At 52.1% G+C, this 21,045-nt stretch carries 17 protein-coding genes; 9 read left to right on the top strand and 8 right to left on the bottom strand.

The features are described from left to right. Positions 1 to 37 precede the first annotated feature (37 nt). From ACFSX3_RS21240 to ACFSX3_RS21225, 4 genes are read left to right on the top strand one after another with little or no spacing between them, the layout of a single operon-like run. The gene (locus ACFSX3_RS21240) at positions 38 to 1,429 is read left to right on the top strand and encodes an NAD(P)-dependent oxidoreductase (protein WP_209989280.1); all 1,392 of its coding nucleotides are present in this window, start codon (positions 38 to 40) and stop codon (positions 1,427 to 1,429) included. Positions 1,430 to 1,461: 32 nt separating this feature from the next. Further along, positions 1,462 to 2,751, top strand: coding sequence for an NAD-dependent dihydropyrimidine dehydrogenase subunit PreA (gene preA / locus ACFSX3_RS21235; RefSeq protein WP_209989277.1), 1,290 nt, complete (start codon positions 1,462 to 1,464; stop codon positions 2,749 to 2,751). A 1-nt stretch (position 2,752) separates the two neighbouring features. Beyond that, the gene (gene hydA / locus ACFSX3_RS21230; protein ID WP_209989274.1) at positions 2,753 to 4,180 is read left to right on the top strand and encodes a dihydropyrimidinase; all 1,428 of its coding nucleotides are present in this window, start codon (positions 2,753 to 2,755) and stop codon (positions 4,178 to 4,180) included. A 1-nt stretch (position 4,181) separates the two neighbouring features. After that, positions 4,182 to 4,424 carry a hypothetical protein gene (locus tag ACFSX3_RS21225; protein ID WP_209989272.1) on the top strand — a complete coding sequence of 81 codons (243 nt, stop codon included), beginning with the start codon at positions 4,182 to 4,184 and terminating at the stop codon, positions 4,422 to 4,424. A gap of 34 nt (positions 4,425 to 4,458) precedes the next feature. Here ACFSX3_RS21225 and ACFSX3_RS21220 read toward each other — a convergent pair whose 3' ends face one another. Next, positions 4,459 to 5,133, bottom strand: a complete 675-nt coding sequence (locus ACFSX3_RS21220; protein WP_209989269.1) for a cohesin domain-containing protein — start codon at positions 5,131 to 5,133, stop codon at positions 4,459 to 4,461. A 406-nt stretch (positions 5,134 to 5,539) separates the two neighbouring features. Here ACFSX3_RS21220 and ACFSX3_RS21215 point away from each other — a divergent pair, with 406 nt between their 5' ends. The 3 genes from ACFSX3_RS21215 to ACFSX3_RS21205 all read left to right on the top strand — a co-directional run bounded on the left by ACFSX3_RS21215 (position 5,540) and on the right by ACFSX3_RS21205 (position 8,860). Next, positions 5,540 to 6,643, top strand: a complete 1,104-nt coding sequence (locus ACFSX3_RS21215) for a YrpD family protein (RefSeq protein ID WP_209989266.1) — start codon at positions 5,540 to 5,542, stop codon at positions 6,641 to 6,643. Between the two features lie 96 nt (positions 6,644 to 6,739). Then, positions 6,740 to 8,113 (top strand): WG repeat-containing protein, encoded by a 1,374-nt coding sequence (locus tag ACFSX3_RS21210; RefSeq protein ID WP_209989264.1) that lies wholly within the window; start codon positions 6,740 to 6,742, stop codon positions 8,111 to 8,113. 33 nt (positions 8,114 to 8,146) lie between these two features. Next, the gene (locus tag ACFSX3_RS21205; protein WP_209989262.1) at positions 8,147 to 8,860 is read left to right on the top strand and encodes a DsbA family protein; all 714 of its coding nucleotides are present in this window, start codon (positions 8,147 to 8,149) and stop codon (positions 8,858 to 8,860) included. Between the two features lie 145 nt (positions 8,861 to 9,005). On the opposite strand, the gene ACFSX3_RS21200 is transcribed toward ACFSX3_RS21205, so the two are convergent. Together ACFSX3_RS21200 and ACFSX3_RS21195 are read right to left on the bottom strand one after the other, a co-directional pair. Further along, positions 9,006 to 10,133, bottom strand: a complete 1,128-nt coding sequence (locus ACFSX3_RS21200; protein ID WP_209989258.1) for a response regulator — start codon at positions 10,131 to 10,133, stop codon at positions 9,006 to 9,008. Positions 10,134 to 10,135: 2 nt separating this feature from the next. After that, a complete protein-coding gene (locus ACFSX3_RS21195; protein ID WP_209989255.1) occupies positions 10,136 to 13,255 on the bottom strand; it encodes an ATP-binding protein in 3,120 nt (1,039 codons plus the stop codon). A 107-nt stretch (positions 13,256 to 13,362) separates the two neighbouring features. On the opposite strand from ACFSX3_RS21195, the gene ACFSX3_RS21190 reads away from it, so the two are divergent. Continuing rightward, on the top strand, positions 13,363 to 14,001 hold the full coding sequence (locus tag ACFSX3_RS21190; RefSeq protein WP_209989252.1) for a TVP38/TMEM64 family protein: 639 nt from the start codon (positions 13,363 to 13,365) through the stop codon (positions 13,999 to 14,001). On the opposite strand, the gene ACFSX3_RS21185 is transcribed toward ACFSX3_RS21190, so the two are convergent. Beyond that, complete coding sequence (locus ACFSX3_RS21185) at positions 13,987 to 15,504, bottom strand: aminotransferase class V-fold PLP-dependent enzyme (protein WP_209989248.1); 1,518 nt, start codon at positions 15,502 to 15,504, stop codon at positions 13,987 to 13,989. The two genes, ACFSX3_RS21190 and ACFSX3_RS21185, sit on opposite strands and share 15 nt — an antisense overlap. A 180-nt stretch (positions 15,505 to 15,684) precedes the next feature. Next, complete coding sequence (locus tag ACFSX3_RS21180) at positions 15,685 to 16,161, bottom strand: DsrE/DsrF/DrsH-like family protein (protein WP_076080972.1); 477 nt, start codon at positions 16,159 to 16,161, stop codon at positions 15,685 to 15,687. 241 nt (positions 16,162 to 16,402) lie between these two features. Between ACFSX3_RS21180 and ACFSX3_RS21175 the strand changes: the two genes are divergently transcribed. Further along, entirely contained in the window at positions 16,403 to 17,503 is a 1,101-nt protein-coding gene (locus ACFSX3_RS21175; protein WP_209989241.1) for a GGDEF domain-containing protein, read from the top strand. 46 nt (positions 17,504 to 17,549) lie between these two features. On the opposite strand, the gene ACFSX3_RS21170 is transcribed toward ACFSX3_RS21175, so the two are convergent. The 3 genes from ACFSX3_RS21170 to ACFSX3_RS21160 form a co-directional block, all read right to left on the bottom strand. Further along, the gene (locus ACFSX3_RS21170) at positions 17,550 to 17,873 is read right to left on the bottom strand and encodes a hypothetical protein (RefSeq protein ID WP_339220857.1); all 324 of its coding nucleotides are present in this window, start codon (positions 17,871 to 17,873) and stop codon (positions 17,550 to 17,552) included. Positions 17,874 to 17,956: 83 nt separating this feature from the next. Then, a complete protein-coding gene (locus ACFSX3_RS21165; RefSeq protein ID WP_209989234.1) occupies positions 17,957 to 20,101 on the bottom strand; it encodes a bifunctional diguanylate cyclase/phosphodiesterase in 2,145 nt (714 codons plus the stop codon). A 260-nt stretch (positions 20,102 to 20,361) separates the two neighbouring features. Continuing rightward, entirely contained in the window at positions 20,362 to 20,985 is a 624-nt protein-coding gene (locus ACFSX3_RS21160) for an acetate uptake transporter (RefSeq protein WP_209989232.1), read from the bottom strand. Positions 20,986 to 21,045 lie beyond the last annotated feature (60 nt).

The raw sequence follows: 21,045 nt of genomic DNA, 5'->3' as shown, positions 1-21,045 counted from the left end.
GAGTGGAAGCTACTTTGGCCAGAAGGAGGGGTACCCGATGGAGCATTCTTCACCATTAACGACATTTACACCTGAGCTGTTCATGCGTAATTTTGCCGAGGCAGAGCCGGGGCTTACCCACAAGGGGGCCATCGAGGAATCCAACCGTTGTCTGTACTGTTATGATGCGCCGTGTATCAAGGCCTGTCCGACCAGCATCAATATCCCTTCCTTCATCCGAAGAATCGCTACCGACAATCTCAGAGGGGCTGCACAGACCATCATGGAGGCTAATCCAGTCGGCGCAAGCTGCGCAAGGGTATGTCCTACGGAGGAGCTGTGCGAGGGGGCCTGTGTGCTGAACGGCGCTTCCGCACCGATTGAGATTGGCCTGCTGCAGCGTTATGCCACGGATTGGGCGATCCGCAGCGGGCTCCAGCTCTTCCGGGCAGGTGAGCCTAACGGCAAGAAGGTAGCGGTGATCGGCGGCGGACCGGCAGGTCTGTCTGCGGCCAGAGAGCTGGCGCGCGAAGGCTTCCAGGTGGTGATCTATGAGGCGAAGCCGCTGGCCGGAGGCCTGGATACCCATGGGATTGTCTCCTTCCGGCTGCCGCAGGACATCTCGCTCTGGGAAGTGGAGCAGGTGGAGAAGCTGGGCGTAGAGATCCGCACGGGAATGAAGGTGGGCGTGGATATCTCCATAGAAGAGCTTAAGGCCGGATATGATGCCATTGTGCTGGCAGCCGGGATGGGTTATGTGCCTCCGCTGGGGATTGAAGGCGAGAAGCTGTCCGGTGTCTATGATGCGATTGAGCTGGTGGAGACCACTAAGACTGGGATTCCCGCCCTGGAGCTGATGGGACAGCGTGTGGCTGTCATTGGTGCGGGCAATACGGCGATTGATGCGGCCACCTGCTCGGTGCGGCTTGGCGCGGCGAACGTGAAGATGATCTACCGACGGACGCGCGGGGAGATGACGGCTTATGATTTTGAATATGAATTCGCTAAGCAGGAAGGTGTGGAATTCAACTGGCTGACCCTGCCGAAGCGGATTGTCGGGGATGAGCAGGGGAATGTCGCGGCACTGGAATGTGTGCGGATGGAGCTGACCGGTGAGGCCGGGCCGGATGGACGCCTGTCTCCCGTGCCGGTGGCGGGCTCGGAATTCCTGCTCCCGGTGGATGCCGTAGTGGTGGCTATCGGCCAGAAGCGGCGGATTGACCTTATTGAGGCGCTGGGGCTTAAGCATACGCGGGGTGTAGTGGGGATTGATCCCGCTACCGGACGCACTTCTGATCCGCAGATTTATGCTGCCGGCGATATTGTTTTTGGCGCAGGGACGGGGGAGGCCATGGTGGTCTCTGCCGCGCAGCAGGGCAAGGAGGCTGCCTATGCGATTGTGAAGCAGTGGTCAGGCCGTCAGGACAGCGTAGTCGGCTCTGCCGTATAACGCGGATTTCATAGAAGGGGGAGGGAATGGCAATGGCAGATCTCAGTATTGATTTTGCAGGCATCAAGTCACCGAATCCGTTCTGGCTGGCCTCTGCGCCGCCTACCAATACAGGTTATCAGGTGCAGCGTGCGTTCGAGGCGGGCTGGGGAGGCGCGGTGTGGAAGACGCTCGGAGAGCCGGTCATCAATACCTCGGCCCGGTTCGCCGCCGTTCATTTTGGCGGACAGCGTGTAGCGGGCTTCAACAATATTGAGCTGATTACCGATCGCCCGCTGGAGGTCAACCTGAAGGAAATCTATGAGACGAAGCGGAGATTCCCGGACCATACGATCATTGCTTCCCTGATGGTGGAGCCGAAGCGGGAGAAGTGGCATGAGATTGTGAAGCGCGTGGAGGCCATCGGCGTAGACGGTCTGGAGCTGAACTTCGGCTGTCCGCACGGCATGGCTGAACGCGGGATGGGCGCGGCTTCAGGCCAGCAGCCTGATCTGGTGCAGGCGCAGACTGCCTGGGTCAAGGAGGTGGCGACTACCCCGGTTATTGTGAAGCTGACGCCGAATATCACCGACATTACTGTGGTGGCCCGGCATGCCGTCAAGGGCGGAGCGGATGCGATCAGCCTGATCAATACCATCAACAGCCTGGCCGGGGTGGACATCCACAGCTGGAATACGATTCCGAATGTCGGCGGCCAGGGAGCGCACGGCGGTTATTGCGGCCCGGCTGTCAAGCCGATTGCCCTTAGCATGGTGGCGGAATGTGCCCGGGACCGCGAAGTCGGCGTGCCGATCTCCGGCATTGGCGGCATCTCCACCTGGCAGGATGTCGTCGAATTCATGCTGATGGGCTCAACAGGGATTCAGGTCTGCACAGCGGTTATGCATCATGGCTTCAGGATTGTGGAGGAGATGATCGACGGTCTGAACCATTACCTGGACGAGAAGGGACTGGCTTCGGTAACCGAGCTGATTGGCAAGTCGGTGCCCAGATATTCGAGCTGGGGTGATCTCGACCTTAACTATCAAGTCGTTGCGCGGATCAATGAGGAGAACTGCATCAACTGCAATAAATGCCATATTGCCTGTGAGGACGCCTCTCATCAATGCATCGATATGCTGACGAATGCGGAGGGCAAGGCGATTCTGCAAGTGCGCGAGGAGGATTGTGTAGGCTGCAATCTGTGTTCGATTGTCTGCCCGGCAGACGGAGCCATTGATATGATTACCCTTGAGAGCGGCGCGGCCCCGATGAGCTGGAATCAGCGCAGCCGGATCATCAGCGGGGTCAACGGTGCTTATTCGGAAGCGGAGGTGGGTTAAGATGAAGAAGATCATCAAGCACGGAATTATCGTTACAGCGGCAGATACGTATACGGGGGATATCCTGATTGAGGACGGAATCATCAGCGGAATCGGCCTGAATCTGGAAGCGCCGGGAGCGGAGATCATTGATGCTTCCGGCTGTTATGTCTTTCCGGGAGGGATTGATCCCCATACCCATCTGGATATGCCCTTCGGCGGTACGGTTACCGCCGATGACTTCGAGACCGGCACGATTGCCGCTGCATATGGCGGAACCACCACGGTGATCGATTTCTGCCTGACCACGAAGGGGCAGCCGCTCCAGCAGGCCGTAGATATCTGGCATCACAAATCGCAGGATAAAGCGGTCATCGACTACAGCTTCCACCTGATGGTGTCAGAGCTGAATGACAAGGTGCTCAGCGAGCTGCCGCAGATTATCGAGCAGGAGGGCATCACCTCGCTGAAGGTGTTCATGGCCTACAAGAACACGTTCCAGGCTGACGACGGGGTTCTGTATAAGACGCTTCAGGCGGCGAAGCGCGAAGGGGCGCTGGTAATGGTGCATGCCGAGAACGGCGATGTTATCGAATATCTGGTGGACCAGGCGCTGGCCGCAGGAAATACCGATCCGCTCTATCATGCGCTGACCCGTCCCCCTGAACTGGAGGGTGAGGCGACTGGCCGGGCGGCTTATTTGACCGGACTGACGGATTCACAGCTCTATGTGGTGCATGTCACCTGCGCCGAGGCGGCCTGGAAGATTGCAGAGGCCCGCAAGAAAGGGCTGCGCGTCTACGGTGAGACCTGCCCGCAGTATCTGGTGCTGGATCAGTCGGCGCTGGCGAAGCCGGACTTCGAAGGCGCTAAGTATGTCTGGTCCCCTCCGCTGCGCGAACAGTGGAACCAGGATGTGCTCTGGGATGCCCTCTGGAGCGGGACGCTGCAGACCATTGGCTCTGACCAGTGCTCATTCAACTTCAAGGGGCAGAAGGAGCTGGGGCGGGGTGATTTCTCGAAGATCCCGAACGGTGGCCCGACCATCGAGGACCGGTTCAGTATCCTCTACTCCGAAGGGGTGCAAAAGGGCCGGATCACGCTGAACAAATTCGTGGATATCATCGCCACCTCAAGCGCCAAGCTGTTCGGCCTGTTCCCTCGTAAGGGAACGATTGCAGTTGGCAGCGATGCCGATATTGTGATCTTCGACCCGGCAGTGGAACGGACACTGTCGGCAGAGACCCATCATATGAATGTGGACTATAATGCGTTCGAGGGGCTGGAGGTCAAGGGAGAGCCGGTCTCTGTGCTGAGCCGGGGAGAGTTCGTGATCCGGGACAAGGCATTTGTCGGTGCCGCAGGCCAGGGTAAATACCTGCACCGCAAGCGCTTCGGGGCCGAAGCTCCCCGCCCGGCCCAGACAGAAATCAGCGGAGGAGGGGTCTGAGATGTCAGCATTTGCAGAGTTCGACCGGGAACGGCAGGAAATCGATAATCTAATCGGGCTGGGCTACACGGTTGTCGGGATCTATGAGGACCTGGATGGTGCTAAGGTTACCTTCATCCGCAGTGAGCCGGCCGGCGGGCCGGTGGAGCTGCTGCTGCTCACAGCGGACGCGCGCAAGCATGTGACGACGCTGCTTGTGGGCGGAAGCAGGCAGGCTGCTTCCGCCCAAGAGTCCCTTCTGTAAGCGGAATGCGTGGAAGCAGCAAAGCCGTTTCCAATTAGAGTAACTGGTTCGTGTTGGACCCTGAAGAGAAGACGGAGACGGACGGGGATTGGGTAATTTCAACCCTTGCCGGGGAGTTTGCAGTGACATCGGGCGAGTAGAGATAGAAGCTGTTCGCGGCTTCGGAGGTGCGGATTCTGGTGAATTCATTGGCCAGGCTGATCGTTGAGGAGTAGGCAAGCGTAAGTTCCTTGACCCGCAGCTTGAACGTAACCAGAGTCTGATCTACCGCCGGAATCGTCTGCTGTCCGCTGCTCGCTTCAACCTGAATATCAATGCCGCGCATACTTGTGTTTTTTCCGAGATAGATACTGCCATCCACAGGGCTCTGGAAATTGAACTGGAACAGGTTATCGACCTCGCTCCCAGCCGTATAATTTCCTTCCGCATAGACCGAGTGATGTGTATATTCAAGGTTGTCGAATACCTGGCTGTCATATTGGATAATGAAATTAAGATAGCTGTAGCCGTGGTCATTTGGCGCGAAGTCTTTTAAATGCACCAGTACGGTAACTTCTTCCCCAGGATTATAGGTCGCTTTGTCAGTAGTGATCTCAACAGACATCGCAGGTGCGGTGTTATCCGCTGCAGCCTCACGAATCATGGACATCATAAGCGGCAGTACCTTCATCCCTCTGACTGCCTGCTTGAATCTATTCCTCTTATTCATGTTACATCCCCCATTGCCATCATAATGATGCATCCCTATGCACGAATGATCTTGTATATGAACAATGGTAACAATTGTCACTGATAAAACACTGATAAACGTCGAACCATGGCGTAAAATATCGAAATTTTTTGTATTGGAAATACATATGCGCATAGAAAAGTAATTTTCCTCTGCAATGCTATCCCTAAAGATAACCTTCATATGAAAAATTGTGAATGTAATGTCGTATTTTACAATATATAGAGTGTTTGGAAACTTTGTAAATCTATATTTTAAAAAAAAGTTTGCAATATAGAAAAAAATGGAATGGTATGAACTTTGAAATTACATATATTTCTTTTTATGAGGTGGTGATTGAATAAAAGTATTTTTATTAAAAAAATTAAATTATAAGGAGAAAAAAATGAACTTTAAAAATGCGGCAATGTCAGTAACAATTATGAGCTCGTTGTTATTTTCTTCATCTGTAGGAGCAGAATCAGCAAATCTCTTAGAAGTAGCTAATGATCCAGCAAATGGTGTTAAGATTCTAAATGAGATAGGTATTTCACAGAATGTGGTTGATCAATTTATCTCGGAGGCTGCTAGCGAGGTTCAGAAAGAGAAGCTTATAAAAAGTTTAAAAAGATTTGCTTCTGCATCATTCTCAGAGCAAGTATATGATTATATAAGTATTGCAGAGGATGGTTATTATTTTTACGAAGAAGATGTTAATAATGAAAAGAAAGCATTTTTTGTTCCTGTTGATCACTCGGAATTAAATATGAGAACATCAATCGATACTAATAAAGTTACAGAGGACGTGTACTTAAAGCAAGATTTAATCACTCCATTCGCAAAAACTGGAGAAGAGCTACCAGATGGTATCGGCGGCAGACAGTATGTAGTTCAGAAGGGTACATATATATCAACTTCTGGCACTATTGCTGCACCATCACAAGTAGTCAAAGAGTCTGGTGAAAATGCTTATACCTATGTTGGTTTTATGGCTGGAGCTAACTCTGCTGATATGGGATTAATGTATGATGATTCTGTGGGTATAGGTAATGCTGAGAAAGGGTGGAAGCCTGCAATTCAAATTAATGGTAGTACCACTAATGCTTCATTTGAAGCGCCATATAATCAAGTTCAGAGTGCTAATGCCTACATGGCAGGTTCTCAAGTTACTTTTTATGCATGGTACAATAATAATAAGAAAATCCGTTTGAAAATTGATGGTACTGCTATTTGTGGTGATATTGGATGTAGTAGTTCAGCTGATAAACCGTTGACAACAATAGTAGTATCCAATACCGATTATAATATTCAATCATCAAGTTTTCAGAAGTGGAAGCTCTTATCAGTTGTGACTGGAGATAATGACGGAAGAAATAAGTCGGAATTTACTAATATCAAAGTTGACGGAGTGCCTGTGCCTAGCAATGTTTTCCCTGCTCCAGACCAGGATTTTGCCACCGTAACACGTGATTCTAGCAATAATGTTATAATTACCGTAACTGGGGAGTAATTAATAATATGGCCAATTCCTTGGGATATTAGGGAGTTGGCTATATCACTTTGATTCTTCGATGAAATAAAAATCAAAGGAGCTGAATTGTAAGATATGAGCAAACCAATAAAAGTGCTGTTCTCATTTTTTCTTGTTATATTCTTTATTGCAATGGTCAGTAAAGAGTCTGCTTTAGCGAAAAATGGAATTAGAGTGATTTTGTATGGAAATCCCATTCAAGAAAAGCACTCACCAATTATGAAGAACAACACGGTATTGGTTCCATTTAAAGGGATATTCGAAAAATTGGGTTTTAATGTTAGTTATGATTCAGCAAGCAAAACAATTTCTGGTCAGAAGACAGGCACTACTATTAAATTAGTAATTAATCAAAATACGGCTTGGATAAATGATACACCCACTATACTTCAAGTAGCTCCACAGATAATTGATGGGGCAACATTTGTACCACTTCGTTTTATAGGGGAAGCCAGCAGACTCGAAGTGAAGTGGTACGGGGACTCTCAGATTGTTTCATTATATTCTAAGCAAAATCTTTTTCCGGTATCACGCGGAGGGAAATTTGGCTATATTGATGCGGAAGGCAAAATTGTTATTGATTATCAAGCAAAATTTACAGATGCCTATGCTTTTAATGAAGGGCTAGCCATTGTTTATTCAAATGCTAAATTTGACGGATTCATCAATCAACAAGGGAATAAAGTAATACCTAAGGGGAATTATTATGATGCCAAGGAATTTTCAGAAGGACTTGCAGCGTATAGAACGCTTAAAACTGCAACTGATTTTGCTGTATCTAACTATGGTTATTTGGATCTTACAGGAACTAGTGTTATTAAACCGCAATTCAAAAAAGCTAATAATTTCTCCGAAGGATTGGCTGCTGTCCAAGTGGGGAGTGGATATGGATACATTAATTCTTCCGGGAAAATGGTAATTAAAGCCCAATATAACAGCGCTGAGGATTTCTCTGAAGGTGCTGCTCTGGTTACAATAAATGGAACTTCCCATTATATTGATAAGAAAGGGAAGTTTTTGTTCAATTCAAGCTATAAAAACGGGGAGTCTTTCTCGGAGGGATTGGCGGCTGTTAAAGCAGGAGCTAACTATGGCTTTATTGATAAGAAAGGGAAATTAGTAATTCCTGCTAAGTATGAGGAGGTCCACTCTTTTTCGGAAGGGTTGGCTGCTGTTAAAGTAAATGGAAAGTCAGGTTATATAGATAACAAAGGAAAACTAATTATTCCTAACCAATTTGATGCAGCGAGTGACTTTCATGAAGGGCTTGCAGTTGCCGAATCGGGAGGGAAGACAGGATTCATTAATAAAACAGGGGCTTGGGTTATTCAACCAACGCTTGATTGGGCTGGACGCTTTTCTAAGGGGCTTTCTTACGCATATAGTGTTGATGGAGAAGTATACATTAATAAAAATGGTCAGATTGTGTGGAAAAGAAGCCAACCTTAACAGCGGAATGAGAAATGAGGAAAATGCGACGATATGAACAAAATTAATTTTCGTAGTAAGTCTTTTTATCCAATTATAGCGGTATTAGCTATTATCGTAATATCTCTAGGGCTTATTGTTGTATACAATAGTAATTCGCCTGAAATATCCGCATTGGAGAAGATGCCGAACTATACAGAAATTAAAGGGAAGTATAATGCTGAAGGGTTGAAATACGAAAAACAACCGCGTATGGGAAATGCCAATGCTAAAGTAAAGATTATTGAGTTTGCAGACTTTAAATGTCCAGCATGTAAAAAGTGGAAGGAGGCAAATTGGGATAGTTTAAAGAAGGAGTTCTTAGATACTGGAAAAGCGGAAATTTATTTTATTAACTATGCATTCATAGACCGTGATTCTATTCTTGCAGCAAGCGCAGGAGAAGCTATCGCCAAACAAAATAATGAGAAGTTTTGGGAATACTATGAAAAGCTGTATGACCATCAAGGAGATGAAACTGAAATTTGGGCAACTCAAGGATTCCTTTTGGATTTTGTGAAGAATAATATTGATGGTATTGATTATAAGTTATTTGAGGACGATTTCAAAGGCCATAAATATATGTTGGATGTTAAGGAAGATTATAAAACAGCTGGACATTATGGAATTAATGGAACACCACAGTTTATGGTTGACGGGAAGCTTCTTCCTGATTCTTCTTATCACAGCTTGGCCTCTGCTATCGAGTACCAACTATCATTTAAATAATACAAATGATAAAAGAGACTGACCGCAAACGAGTTGAATTTTAAAAGGACGACCATCATTCGCCAAGTTCGAATAATGGTCGTCCTTTTACTGTATTTCTCAATCTCTCAAAAGATATTATGGATTTATATTGGAATTTCGGCCCCTATTTACCCAGCCCCCGGTATTCGTCCACGAACCAGTCCGGCAACGCATCGCCGGTCTCTGCGATGTAGGATTCACTGAACTGGGTGAATTTGCGCTGGGCGCGCAGGGGTTTGGCGGTTTCGTAATAGATGGCGATTAACCGCAGGGCGTAGCTCTCCTCCAGCGGCTCCAGCTCCGTCAGGCGCACGGCGTAATCTTCGGCCTCGTGTGGCCGTGCAGTCTGCACCAATCCCAGGGTAAGCTGCTCCAGCAGCTTGAGATATAGCCTCCGGTATTTGTCACGGGCAGAATACACCCAGAGGCTGTCCAGCGACTGTAGCAGATCACCGGTGTACAGGGCGCAGGCCTTCTGCAGTTCCTCCAGCTGGCTGTTCTGCATTGCAAGGGCCGCAGCTTCCTGGAATTTCTCAATGTCCCCCTCAATGTCCCTTGATTCCAGCCTGTAGTTCTCTCTGCCGAAGGTCAGCTCAATCTTGTCCTCCAGCGCGGCTTTCTTCAAGGTGGTGCGGATCTGGTAGACCGTAGTGTGCAGATATTGCTTGCCCTTCTCGTAATTCCACTGCGGAAACACATCATTCAGAATGACGCTGACACTGCCCTGCCTGTGAATCCACAGATACGCAAATAATTCCTGAGCCTTATGTGTTCTCCACTTCACTAAGCCTTGAGGGCTGGTTAGCTCATAATCCCCCAGCAGACGGAACGCAGTTGTCCTCCCTGCTTCTCCGGCTGCTCCGGTTGCCCCGGCGGCCGCTGGCGATAGACGCTTACTGAGCAGCTTGTTCCAGGTCTTGAGCAGCCGCGAAGGATCAACGGGCTTCAGCAGATAATCCATCGCAGACAGGTCGAAGGCTTCGACAGCATAATTGCGGTAGGCGGTTACGAATACGATGTCTGTGTCCGGAGATACTGGCAACAGCTTCTCGGCAAAAGTGAGGCCGGACAGCTCCGGCATCTGGATGTCCAAGAACAGAACATCCGGCTTCAGCTTGGCAGCGGCTGCGAGGGCTTCGTGCGGGTTATCGTACGTCAGGACAGAGGAAACGCCTTCACACTGGAGCAGCAGCCCCTTCATCTGATCCAGTGCCGGCCATTCGTCATCAATTACCATTACAGAGATACTCATACTCAGGAGACCTCCTCCTTCCATGGGATAGTTATCAGTACATCTATACCTCCGCTGGCTCCCCGTGTAAGGATCAGCGGACGCCCGAACTGTGTGAGCAGCCGGCGGTTAATATTCCGCAGGCCGATTCCGGTGCCTTCGCCATGCGAAGACCGGTAGTCGTCCTTCATCCACGAGGCTAGCTGTTCATCGCTCATTCCCTTCCCGTTGTCCGAGACGGTGATCAGGATATCACCACCCGCCTGCCGGGTGGAGATGACTACCGTTCCTCCATCGATCTTCTCCATCAGTCCGTGACGAACAGCATTCTCTACAATAGGCTGAACAATCAGCGGCGGCAACGGGAATTCACTGACCTCAATACGATACTCGGCATTCAGCCGCTTCCCGAACCGGGCTTGCTCCAGCGACAGATAGGCTTCGATCAGCTCTAGCTCTTTCTCGAACGGAATGGCGGTCTCCTGGTTGCTGAAGTCGAAGCTGCCGCGCAGGAAATGGCTTAGATCGTATAGCAGCTGCTGCGTCTTCTCAGTGTCACGTGTACTCATCCAGATGATTGTATTAATAGCGTTGTATAGAAAATGCGGCTTGATCTGCGCACGCAGCATGGCGATCTCCGAGCTGAGCCGTTCGGAGACAGACCGCCGTAGTTGAACCAGCGTGTTGACCCGTCCCTTCAGATCGCTCCAGATATAAGGCTTATGGATAAAATCATTGGCTCCGGCGCGGAACGCCGCCTCGTTGAAGTGAAGCTGCTGCCCGGCTGTAGCCATCAGGATCGGCAGGTCCAGCGGGGTGTAGGTCTGGCGGATGATCCTGCACAGCTCCAGCCCGGACATTTCGGGCATCATGACATCGATTATGCAGAGATCGAAATTACGGTCTACAGCCAGCAGCGCCAGCGCTTCCTTGCCGCTGCTGCGGCTTGCGATGCTGTAATTCTCCAGCGCCAGCAGGTTGGTCAGTGCCTTCAGGTTGGCATAGTCGTCATCTACGATCAGGATTCGCGGCGCATAGGGAACGGCTTGTCCGCTGGACTGCGGCGGAGCAGCCGACCGGTATTTCCAGAGATCATCCAGCATTTCCGGCGGGGTATACGCTTGCCTTAAGAGCGCCTGCTCTCCGGTCTGGGCAGCAGCGGCGGCTTCCGCCTCGTTGCCCGGAAGCGTGAAGGTGAATGTGCTGCCCCGGCCAACCAGGGAAGAGACGGAGATGCTCCCGCCATGCAGCTCTACCAGCTTACGGCTGATCGCAAGGCTCAGCCCGAGGCCTCCGGACTCAAGGGAATCGGCCTCGCTGATCTGCTCATAGTCGCGGAAGATAAAGTCCAGCTGATCTTCGGGAATGCCCTTTCCGGTATCGGTGACAGCAATGGAGAGGAACTCCTCCTGCCAGGCGGCCTCGATGACCACGCTGCCGCGGTCCGTGAATTTCAGCGCATTATCCAGCAGGGTATAGAGGATCTGCATCAGCCGTTGTTCATCGGCCTGGACCAGGAAGCGGCCCGGCGGGATGTGATTTTTGATGCGGATGCTGCCCTTTTTGTTCAGGAACTGGAAGACCTCAATGACAATGGCCGCCACTCCCTGGATATCGACGGTCCCCCATTGCAGGGTGATGCGCTGGCGCTTGATCTGTTCATAATCGAGAATATCCCTGACCAGGAAGGCCAGCCTTCTGCCAGTACCGAGAATCAGCCGCATATCCTCCCGCTGGGACGGGCTAAGCGGTCCTCCGGCTCCCTCATGCATGGATAACGCCACGTTAATGATGGCATTCAGCGGCGTACGCAGCTCGGCGGAGGTCTTCAGCAGGAACTCGTCTTTATCCCTATCCTTGCGCTCCAGCTGCCGGGACAGCTGCTTAATGGTCTCGTAGGCATGGGCGTGGCGCGCAGACAGGAACAGCCCTTCGGCAAGAATGAAGATTGGGCCGGCTACCGGCGGAACAGCGTAGAGTTCGGTACCGAAGAACAGATTGCTGACTAAGGATAAGGTGAACATGACTGCGGCAATCACACCGATCAGCAGATAGTTAGAACCGGTCTCCCTCTGCCAGGCAGCCTTGACCATGACATAGAAGGTATAGCAGACAGAGATGAAGCTGAAGGCCAGCAGCACCGCTGTAATCCGCGAATATACAGGCAGTGTGGTGAACAGTACAATGGTGCAGAAGCACAAGGCATATACGAAACAGATCCGCTTGAAGAGCCGGGAATAGAGTGCGGGAAACAAAGAATGGGTATAGCTGGACACGCAATAGAACCCGACTACACCCGACACCGCCTGCAGCTTGCTGAATCCTTCATAGGAGAGGGATGGAAGGTACTCGAAGAGCAGCTTCTCACTGTGAGTCAGCATGTAGAGGGCGATCACGAAGCAGTAGACGGCCAGCTGAAGCGAGGACTTGTCCTCTTTACGCTGCAAGCCCTGGCCGATGAAATAGCAGCCGATAAAAGCAAAGCCTGCCACCAGCAAAGTGTCGTAGGTCCGGTTCCGCTGGTCGATGGCAGCTATAGCAGCAGGAGTGCCGATCCGGATAGGCTCCGCAATGCCTCCGTTAGAATAAGTGAAATTAGACGTATGTATCAGAATCTCCGCCAGGTTATCCCTGCTGTGAAAAGTCAGGGAATACGGATGGTTGCGCGGCTTGGTGGTCTCCCGGGATTCCCCCGGCGTTCCGCTTCCGCCCAGGCGCTCGCCATTTACATATACCTCGCTGGCATTGCGGATATTGCTCACCTTGAGGGCGAAGGCGGGAACTCCCGGCGGCAGCTGAACCAGCAGACGGTAGGTCGCATATCCGTAGCGGGAGAAGCCGGTAGCCTCTGACCCCCGGCCCCAAGCGCCGGGCACGGGCATATAGGCCGGCGCCTCTGCGGTTCGGGATAGGGTCTCTTGGGGTTCCAGCCGCTCCTGCCAGTAGAATTCCCATTCCCCTCTGAGCGGGTAGACGGCAGAATTATCGAAGGTGCAGGAGGACAAATCGGCCCATCCTGACCGTGGGCTGTAGCAGGCAGACGAGGAGCCGAGCAGGGGAATCAGCACCACTGCGGTGAGCAGGCCGATGCATAACAGGGCGAGCACTCTTTTGGCCAGCAGACTATAATCAAAGGTTCTCATAATTTCATCATATCTCCGGCAGCTTGCGCTTGTCCAGCCTCCTTCTAATTCCCGCCGGAAGTGTTGTATAATTGAATTTCAGATCGTACTTGAGGAGCGCTGAAGAAATGTTCTTTTTAAATATTATGTCATGGCTGACCGAGGAGCGCCTGCTTCTGCTGCTGGAGCAATACCGCTCGTTCGGGCCGTTGCCCGGTGTGGGGCTTACCTTCATGAAATCGTTCGTGCCCCCGCTGCCGACTATAGCGATTGTGGGGCTGAATGGGGCGGTGTACGGGTTATGGCTGGGGTTCCTGTATTCCTGGATCGGTCTGGTTGCAGGCTGTACGGTCACTTTCCTGATTATCCGCAAAATTGCTGGACATCCCTACCTCAGCAAATGGGCCAAGCGGCCCAAGGTAGCCAAAGCGATGACCTGGGTCCGCCAGAGCGGGTTCAGCTATGTGTTCCTGCTTAGTCTGTTTCCGGTGGGTCCGTTCGTGGTGATTAATATGGCGGCGGGGCTGGCCGGAATGCGGCTGCGCTCGTACCTGATTGCGCTGTGCGCCGGCAAAGCCATTATGGTATTTGCGGTATCCTATATCGGCAATGATGTGCAGCGGTTCATCCGTCATCCGGCGGAGATCATCTATGTGCTGCTGTTTATCGGAGCTTCACTCTGGGGGGTTAAAGCGATTGAAGCCAGATTCGCCCGGCTGGCGCGGGAGCGGGAGCTGCGCGGCAACGCTCCGCTACAGCACAAATAATTTACGGATCTCCTCATTCTCCTCTATAACGCCTCTCTCCCCGGTATGAAGCCAGCTGTTGGTGACAGCATTGTAGCGGTAATCCTTACTCCATTCCCCAATATTGCTGACGATAGACTGTACGGCGAAGACCATATGCTCGACCTCCCGGTCCGTCATGATCGGGTGCAGGGACAGGCGGACCCACCCCGGCTTCAGCGACTGGTCCCCGGCATGGATCGCCTGGATGAACGCCTGGGACTGCGCCGGGTTCAGCCCGAGCAGCTGATGGCCGTACGGACCGGCACAGGAGCAGCCGCCGCGCGCCTGAATGCCGAAGCGGTCATTCAGCAGCCGTACCGCTAGGTTGTAATGAATCTCCTTCAGCGTGAAGGAGACAATACCATGCCGCTTACGGTGTACGCCCTCCAGCACGTTGCAGCCGGGAATCTGCGCAAGCCCCGAGAGCAGATTCCGGCATAGCTCCTGTTCGCGGACGATCATATATTGTCCGGTTCCGTTCATCTGCTCCTTCAGCTTCACGCAGAGCGCGGTGCGGATTGCCTGCAGGAAGCCGGGGGTGCCCCCGTCCTCGCGCACCTCAACATCATCAATGTAGCGGCGTCCGCCCCAGCGGTTCACCCATACCACGGTGCCGCCGCCGGGCTCATCCGGCAGACGGCCGTTACTAAGCGCGGTGTCGAACAGCAGCACGCCGCCGGTTCCCGGGCCGCCGAGGAATTTATGCGGCGAGAAGAAGATGGCGTCCAGCTTCTCCTGCGGGGCTGCCGGATGCATATTGATCTCCTGGTAAGGGGCACTGGCTGCGAAATCCACGAAGCATACCCCGCCATGCCGGTGCATGAGCGCAGCAAGCTGGTGATACGGGGTGTCGATGCCGGTGACATTGGAGCAGGCGGTGAAGGAGCCGATCTTGAAGCGGCGGTTCCGGTAGATCTCCAGCAGCTCCCCGAGCCGCTGCAGATCCATCTCTCCGCCCGGCCCGGAGGGAACGGTAACTACCTCGCCGAAGCTCTCCTGCCAGGGCAGCAGATTGGAATGATGCTCCATATGGCTGACGAAGATAACCGGGCGCTCCTCCGGTGCGCAGAGGGGTTCCGGCTTCAGCCATTCCGGCAGCTTCAGGCCCATGATCCGCAGCAGCTTGTTCACCGCGCCGGTGGTGCCGTTGCCGCAGAAGAGCAGGGCATCTGCGGGGGCGGCATTCACATGCTGCCGGATGATGTTTCGTGCTTCATGGTAAGCCAGGGTCATGGTCAGGCCCGTGGTGTTGGAGTCGGTATGCGGATTGCTGACATAGGGGCCGAAGGTCTCCTGTATTTTGCGCTCAATCGGCTCATACAGGCGGCCGCTGGCCGTCCAGTCGGCATACAGCAGCGGCTGACGTCCGTAGGGGGTGGAGATCAGATGGCGGCTGCCGACAGTGTGCTCACGGAATGCCGCGAAATGCTCTTGCAGTGAAGAAGGCGCGTCTGCCGCAGCGGCGCGGTGGATACTCAGCACGGGCAATCCCTCCAGGCAATGAATACTCTATCAATCAGACGGATTCCGGCAGGCTCTGGTGCTGCGCAAGGCAAGTATCATGCGGGCCGTAGCCTCCGCGTACCCGCCGGGCGTAACCAATCCGTCTTCGTCAGCCTCAGTATATGCCCGGTGGCGTAATTAGGTTAAAGCCCATATCCCTCAGATAAAGAGCTGGATATCGCTCTCCAGCGCATCCTTCAGATATGCGGCGGCATCGATAATCTCCACCTCGGGCAGCAGCTCCTCCGGCTTGAAGCCCATGATCTCCACCGAGAGCTTGCAGGCGTAGAACTTGATGTTCTTTTTGCGCGCCCCCTTCAGAAAATGTATCAGCTTCGGTGCCCCCTGGTCCTCCATCATCTCCTCCAGCATCAGCTTGCCAAGCCCGCTGAAGTTCATCCGCGAGAGCGGCAGCTGCTCCGGCCCCTTGGGAGTAATGACGTCCATCAGCTTCTCGTAGATACTCTTATCCTCTAGCGTCATAGTCTCCGGGTCCCGGACGAGAAACAGCCCCCAGAACGAGAAGAACATCGTAACCTCCACCTCAATATCCCTGGCCGCATTCGCCAGAATCAGCCCGGCCATCGCCTTGTCATACTCCCCGCTGAACATCAGCAGATTCAGTTTTTTGCCCATTCATCAGCCCTCCATCGGTATCCATAGAATGTCATTAGTATGGTTAGGGAGAGGGGAAATATGCCTGCGAAAATGTCAAGCTGCAAAATCCTGAAGTTAGGAAGCGTTGAGCAATGTGGTTCTTATACTGGCTATAGGAAATGATGGGAAACGTCCGGAAATGGATGTATAATCTAGGAAAGCTGCAACAGGTGACGGAATTCAGTTAATAAGGACAGGATGGGCTGGTGGGGATAAAGATATGACAGCTACTATTGTTGAGAATACCCTTGGTATATTTTCATTATGCTTGACCATCAGCTTTGCGAAGAAGAATAACGTCGTTAACCGTCAAAAAACCAAAATTTATTTGTGTGCGGCGGTTACCACCATTGTTTTGCTGTTGTTGGAGACCGGAACAGTCTATCTTGGGAATAACAGTAGCGCAAGCTATGTAATTCCGCACCGGATTATGAATAGTCTGGGCTTTTCTCTTAGCCCCCTTGTGCCCTTGCTTTTGCTTTATCTAAACAGGAACAGCAAGCGTAGTGTCCTTAGTAGCCTGCTGCTGTGGACACCGCTCCTTATTAATGCATGTATATGTATGCTTAGCTATTGGACAGCTTGGGTTTTTGATGTAGATGCCACAGGCCATTATATACGCGGGAGCTTCTTTATGTTGCCGGCAATCGTAAGTACGTATTATGTTATTGGGCTCACCATGGCTCTTCTGAGAAATCACGCAGGATACGAACAGGAGGATAACAAGGTATTAATCCTCATTTTACTCGTGCCTGTCCTATGCATGGTGATCCAAATCATGTATGCCGATATCATCGTGATATGGGCAAGCGTCGCAATATCCCTGTTGATGTACTATGTTTATCTGCGTGAGCTGCAGTTTACTTATGATGCACCTACCCTGATCAAGAATCGTGCTGCATTTGAAAAGGCTATAGAACATTACGGAAATACCAGCGAGCAAGTGGTGGTTGTGGTCATAGATTTGAATCAATTGAAGACAATCAATGACTGCTTTGGACATACTGCCGGAGATGAAGCCATTCTGGATTGTGCAAATGTCATTAAACAGAGCTTCAAGGGCATCGGAAGCCCCTTTAGAATCGGCGGTGATGAATTTTGTGTGCTGTGCAAGGATATACCAGCGGCGGAAGTGGACAGGGCTTTGAATGAGCTCGATCATGCAGCCAAAGATATCAACAGCAACCGGGTATTCCCTATTGTGCTTGCGTATGGATACTCTGTTTTTATTACAAGGGGCCGGGATAATATTCATACCGTTTTTACGTATGCCGACAAGGCAATGTACGAGCACAAGTCCAAGCTCAAGACTTCTGTATAGTAACAGTACAGCATATTCGATGCTTGAATTCACTTCATATCGCGGGTTATTCTTTATTGTTCTCCTGCTGATCTGCTGCAGACTGAGCCTGGCGGGCGTTGTCATAGCGGCGGGCGGACAGCCAGATGCTGCCGGTGAACAGGACGATCAGGCCCAGGATGATGCCGAAGCGCCAGTCCCCGGCCTTGAAGTTGAGCTGAAGGACGGTAAGCACCAGGGCGACCTGGGTCCAGACGAGGGTCCGTTTGCGGAAGGCAGTAATGTCTCCGGCCATCTTTGGCATGCCTCGGATAATGCGGTACGCCAGGAGGGCGAGGATCAGCGCAAAGAGGGCGGTTCCGGCCATTTCGCCGGTAGTCAATGTATTCATGGTCTCATAATCCTTTCGGGTTAACATCGAATTAAGCTAATTATACCGATCCTCCATTCCGCGTGCAAAGAGGCTTGCCGGGCTCAGGAAGCCAGCTTGCGGATCTCATCGGCAGGCAGCGGAGGGTAGAACAGGAACCCTTGGATATGCGGGCAATTGTGCTGCAGCAGGAAGGCCAGCTGCTCCTGCGTCTCGACCCCTTCGGCAATCAGGTCATAGCCAAGCTGGGAAGCGACGAAGACGATGGATTTGATGATGGTTTCATCAATGGAGCTGACGCCGATGCCGGTGATGAAGGTGCGGTCAATTTTGATTTTGTTCACGGGAAAATGCTTCAGGTAATTCAGCGATGAATATTTCGTCCCGAAATCATCGATGGAGACGATGATCCCGTGATCGCGCATCTGCTGCAGCAGCGGATAATGCTCCTCCAGCAGCGCGGTGCTCTCGGTAATCTCGAATTCCAGCACATCGGTATCCAGCCCGTACTCCTCCAGCACGGCGAACAGATTCTCAATCAGGTTACGGTTGTAGAACCAGCTATTGGAGATATTAATCGAGGTCCGCAGCAGCGGCATCCCCAGGCTGCGCCACTCGCAGAGCTGGCGGCACACCTCACGCAGCACCCAGTCGGTCAGCTGGATCATCAGCCCGGCTTCTTCGACGGCGGTGATGAATGTCCCCGGTCCAATCAGCCCCTTCTCGGGGTGATTCCAGCGGATCAGCGCCTCCATCCCGATCATTTCCCCTGTGACGGCATTGATCTGGGGCTGATAGTAGAGCACGAATTCTTCCCGCTCCAGGGCGGAGTGCAGATATTTGGCAATCATCGTCTTCTGCTCCAGCTTCTCGCGCAGCTCCCAGTCGAAGATGAAGTAGTTGGTGCCCTCTTGTAACTTGGCCTGGTACATCGACATATCGGCGAATTTCAGCAGATCGTCCGTATTTTGCGAATGCTCGGGGTACAGGGAAATGCCAATGCTGGTGGACAGGCTCAGATGAGCTCCGGCGATCAGGAGGGTCTGGGAGATCAGCGTGCTGATCCGCTCGGCGATCACAGGAATATCCGTGTGCGGCAGGCCCGCGAAGATCATCACGAATTCATCTCCGCCGGTACGTGCGAACAGCTTGAAGGGCAGGCTCCCGGATTTCAGCCGTCCAGCCAGGGTCTTGATCACCTGATCCCCCGTAGAGTGGCCGAGCGTATCATTGATCTCTTTGAACCGGTTCAGGTCGAAAAAGAATAAGGTATAGGTCTGCGTCGGCTCCGAGCTCTGCAGCAGACGCCCGAATTCGTCCATGAAGAAACGCCGGTTGGGGATCTCCGTCAGACTGTCGTAATGTGCAAGCTTTTCATAGAGACGCTTGGAAATCCGCAGGTCACGGGTCCGGATGCTGACTACCCGCTCCAGTTCACGGTTAAAGCGGCTCTGATACCAGAAGATATAAAGAATGAAGGCAATCACCAGCAGAAAAGCAATATCGATCCACAGCACGCTGAGCAGCACCTGCCATTTCTTGTGGGCGGGCAGGGAAATACCCATCAGCCAATGCTGGTTGTAGGTGTTCACGGGAACGGTAAGCTGCGGGTCCTTCGTATGGGGTTCATTGCCGAACAGGAAGGTATTATCCTTGGTGGTGACATATATATTGTTGTCCTTATACACAAGCTGGTTAACGATATTATCTACCTTCACGGTGACGGAGACGATGCCCTCCAGAGAATTGTTCTTATAGATGGCCTGCCGGATCACCATGCCATAGCCGCCCTGGGCAAGTGTGCGCGGACCGTCTACTGTAATGCTGCGGGAACGGAGCGTTTCTTGGATCATGCCGGGAGAGGCAAGGGAGGAATCCAGCAGCAGGCTTCTGCCTATCAGTGACGAATTGCCTTCAAGAGGGTAGAGGTAGCGGATCAGACCGTCCGGAGCGATCATGATATTGGTGACGTTGCCGGTGTTCTTGGCGTGTGCGGTGACCAGGTAGTTATGGATCAGCGCAGGATCGGCATCGAAGCCGACGGTTTGAATAAAGGAGCTGACCCCTTTCACAATGGCCACTCTCTCTTCGATGTTCGAAGCCAGCATGACCGCCTGGGAGGCCAGATCGGCCTTCACGGCTCTGTATTCCCGGGCCAGGGAAACGGAATAGTAATAGAACAGGCTGAGCTGCAGAGCGATAATGAAGCCAATGATGATGGTTAAAGGCTTTTTACTAAGGAAAGCCATAGATTGCCCCCGATACCGGAAAAATGAAAGCCGCAGATGTCAAAGCTTATGATAAGCGGTTCCTAGACCGCAGAAAAATGTCGATATATGTCGTTAATGTTTCTATAGCATGTCATTTTTATCGTATTTGCGCAAGGGGATTCCTAACAAAAAACGCTTGAATCCAAAAACGGATAAACACCGTCTGCATAAAGGGGCAGTAAGTATTTATCCGGGCTTTTGGAAAGAAGGGGATGGTTGACCGGCTGTAAGGCCGGATGCTATTTTTTGAAGATGCCTAGCGGGGCACCAATGGGCAGGAAGGTACGTCCGAAGTGGGCATTGAGCACAGATGCGCCGCAGCCGTAGAGCGATACGATACCGATAGCCATTTCCGATACGGCAGCCAGCTTGTGGAAGAATTCCGCAGCAACGCCGAAGGCATCCATCGAGAGGCCGAGGAACAGGAAGTCGATGAGGATGAAGATGATCAGCAGCACACGGTTCGCCTCAACGGCGCCGAGCGTCATGAAGAGTGTGAACACAAGATATCCTGCAAAAACAAATCCCAGCTGCTTGGGATCAACGCCCTCTGCCAGCACTGCACCGAACACACCGAGCTTGATCAGCCAGCTTGCCCCCATGCCGAACCAGAAGAACGCATAGGCGGCAAAGGCGGTCATGCCGAAGGTGTTGTTGTGCTTGGCATCCTGGATGGATGCGAATAGCTGGGCGAAGGCTCCGAGGAAGATGGCCCATGGAATACAGTAGCTGAGACCTGTTGTGATTTCGAGCTTTTGTGAAGAAGCGACCAGGGTAACGATGGCTAGTCCGAACAAGCCGATGGCGCTGGGGTCGGCGGTAACAATTTTGACGGACTGAGCGGTGTGAGGTTGAGCTGACATGACAATGAAAGCCTCCAATTTTCATAAGTGTACGCATAGGATAACAGCACCCTAAGGCGG

This window comes from Paenibacillus rhizoplanae, assembly GCF_042684125.1.
Classification (GTDB): Bacteria; Bacillota; Bacilli; order Paenibacillales; family Paenibacillaceae; genus Paenibacillus_AQ; species Paenibacillus_AQ rhizoplanae.
The sequence above is the reverse complement of the archived record's forward strand: the minus strand, read 5'-3'. Positions and strand labels throughout refer to the sequence as shown.

Bases quoted from the DNA above. Each gene is read 5' to 3' on its own strand.
- ACFSX3_RS21240 (WP_209989280.1), top strand. From the start codon at position 38: ATGGAGCATTCTTCACCATTAACGACATTTACACCTGAGCTGTTCATG.
- preA (WP_209989277.1), top strand. From the start codon at position 1,462: ATGGCAGATCTCAGTATTGATTTTGCAGGCATCAAGTCACCGAATCCG.
- hydA (WP_209989274.1), top strand. From the start codon at position 2,753: ATGAAGAAGATCATCAAGCACGGAATTATCGTTACAGCGGCAGATACG.
- ACFSX3_RS21225 (WP_209989272.1), top strand. From the start codon at position 4,182: ATGTCAGCATTTGCAGAGTTCGACCGGGAACGGCAGGAAATCGATAAT.
- ACFSX3_RS21220 (WP_209989269.1), bottom strand. From the start codon at position 5,133: ATGAATAAGAGGAATAGATTCAAGCAGGCAGTCAGAGGGATGAAGGTA.
- ACFSX3_RS21215 (WP_209989266.1), top strand. From the start codon at position 5,540: ATGAACTTTAAAAATGCGGCAATGTCAGTAACAATTATGAGCTCGTTG.
- ACFSX3_RS21210 (WP_209989264.1), top strand. From the start codon at position 6,740: ATGAGCAAACCAATAAAAGTGCTGTTCTCATTTTTTCTTGTTATATTC.
- ACFSX3_RS21205 (WP_209989262.1), top strand. From the start codon at position 8,147: ATGAACAAAATTAATTTTCGTAGTAAGTCTTTTTATCCAATTATAGCG.
- ACFSX3_RS21200 (WP_209989258.1), bottom strand. From the start codon at position 10,133: ATGAGTATCTCTGTAATGGTAATTGATGACGAATGGCCGGCACTGGAT.
- ACFSX3_RS21195 (WP_209989255.1), bottom strand. From the start codon at position 13,255: ATGAGAACCTTTGATTATAGTCTGCTGGCCAAAAGAGTGCTCGCCCTG.
- ACFSX3_RS21190 (WP_209989252.1), top strand. From the start codon at position 13,363: ATGTTCTTTTTAAATATTATGTCATGGCTGACCGAGGAGCGCCTGCTT.
- ACFSX3_RS21180 (WP_076080972.1), bottom strand. From the start codon at position 16,161: ATGGGCAAAAAACTGAATCTGCTGATGTTCAGCGGGGAGTATGACAAG.
- ACFSX3_RS21175 (WP_209989241.1), top strand. From the start codon at position 16,403: ATGACAGCTACTATTGTTGAGAATACCCTTGGTATATTTTCATTATGC.
- ACFSX3_RS21170 (WP_339220857.1), bottom strand. From the start codon at position 17,873: ATGAATACATTGACTACCGGCGAAATGGCCGGAACCGCCCTCTTTGCG.
- ACFSX3_RS21165 (WP_209989234.1), bottom strand. From the start codon at position 20,101: ATGGCTTTCCTTAGTAAAAAGCCTTTAACCATCATCATTGGCTTCATT.
- ACFSX3_RS21160 (WP_209989232.1), bottom strand. From the start codon at position 20,985: ATGTCAGCTCAACCTCACACCGCTCAGTCCGTCAAAATTGTTACCGCC.